This is a genomic window from Collinsella aerofaciens (genome assembly GCF_020709435.1).
Taxonomy (GTDB): Bacteria; Actinomycetota; Coriobacteriia; order Coriobacteriales; family Coriobacteriaceae; genus Collinsella; species Collinsella aerofaciens_AU.
This window is the reverse complement of sequence record NZ_JAJFDP010000043.1, coordinates 1-874: the sequence shown is the minus strand read 5'-3', so window position 1 is coordinate 874 and position 874 is coordinate 1. Positions and strand designations below refer to the sequence as shown.

The following is an 874-nucleotide window of genomic DNA, read 5'->3' as shown; positions in this document are numbered from 1 at the left end:
GAGCTCAACGGTTCCAACGTCAGCGACGAGATCCGCTCGCTCCTGCGCTCGGCGCTCGCCACGGAGGGGCTCGACCTCTACGGCAACGAGGTCGCAGATTTCATCCGCGGCGTCGTCGACGCGCGGATGGACGTCGCCGCACTCGACATCGAGCGCAAGCTCGACGCCGCCGAGGACCGCATCGCCGCGGTCCTCTCGCGGCCCATGACCGCCGCCATCATGGCCGGCCTCATGTCGGCCGACGTCCTCAAGGCCTCCTACGCCTCGCTCGACGAGGTCCCCGTCGCGGACATCTGGAAGAACTACCTCGCGCAGGCCGGCGAGCTCAGCCGCGCCGGGCTCGGCCGAATCGACGAGGTGAAGCTCCGCGCGCGCGAGCGCGCCGATGGCTAGCCCGCCCGTCATCGTCAACCACTCCGTCGTCCGCGCGGGAACGTCCGCGAGGGCGTCCGCCGCGGGCCTGGCGGCATACGCCGGCACACGCCGCGGAGTCGTCATCGAGGTCAGCGAGGCCGACGGCAGGAGGCTCGGCGTGGACGGCCTGGCCGCCTACGCCGCGAACAGGACCGGCTCGACCGGCGGCCTCTGGGGCGCGGACGGCCCGGTCCCCGTGGCGGAGGCCAGGCGCGCCATCGCCCAAAACGGCGGCGCGGTGCTCACCACCGTCGTCACGGTCCCGAACGACATCGCCCCAGCTGCCGGCCTCGACCGCCTGGACGCCTGGCAGGCGCTGGTGCGGTCCGAGTGGCCGAGGCTCTTCTCCGAGATGACCGGCGTGCCCGAGAGCCGCGTGGAGTTCTACGCGGCGATGCACATCAACGGCACGAGCCACCACGTCCACATCCTCACGATCGACCGCGAGGGCGACTGGGAC

At 72.3% G+C, this 874-nt stretch carries 2 protein-coding genes; both read left to right on the top strand.

All coding sequences use genetic code 11. The features are described 5' to 3' along the window. The coding region (locus LK493_RS10065; protein ID WP_227790925.1) for a hypothetical protein at positions 1 to 393 on the top strand (393 nt) is incomplete at its 5' end. A 139-nt stretch (positions 394 to 532) separates the two neighbouring features. After that, positions 533 to 874 (top strand): hypothetical protein (locus LK493_RS10060; protein ID WP_227790924.1); only part of this gene is annotated, 342 nt, incomplete at its 3' end.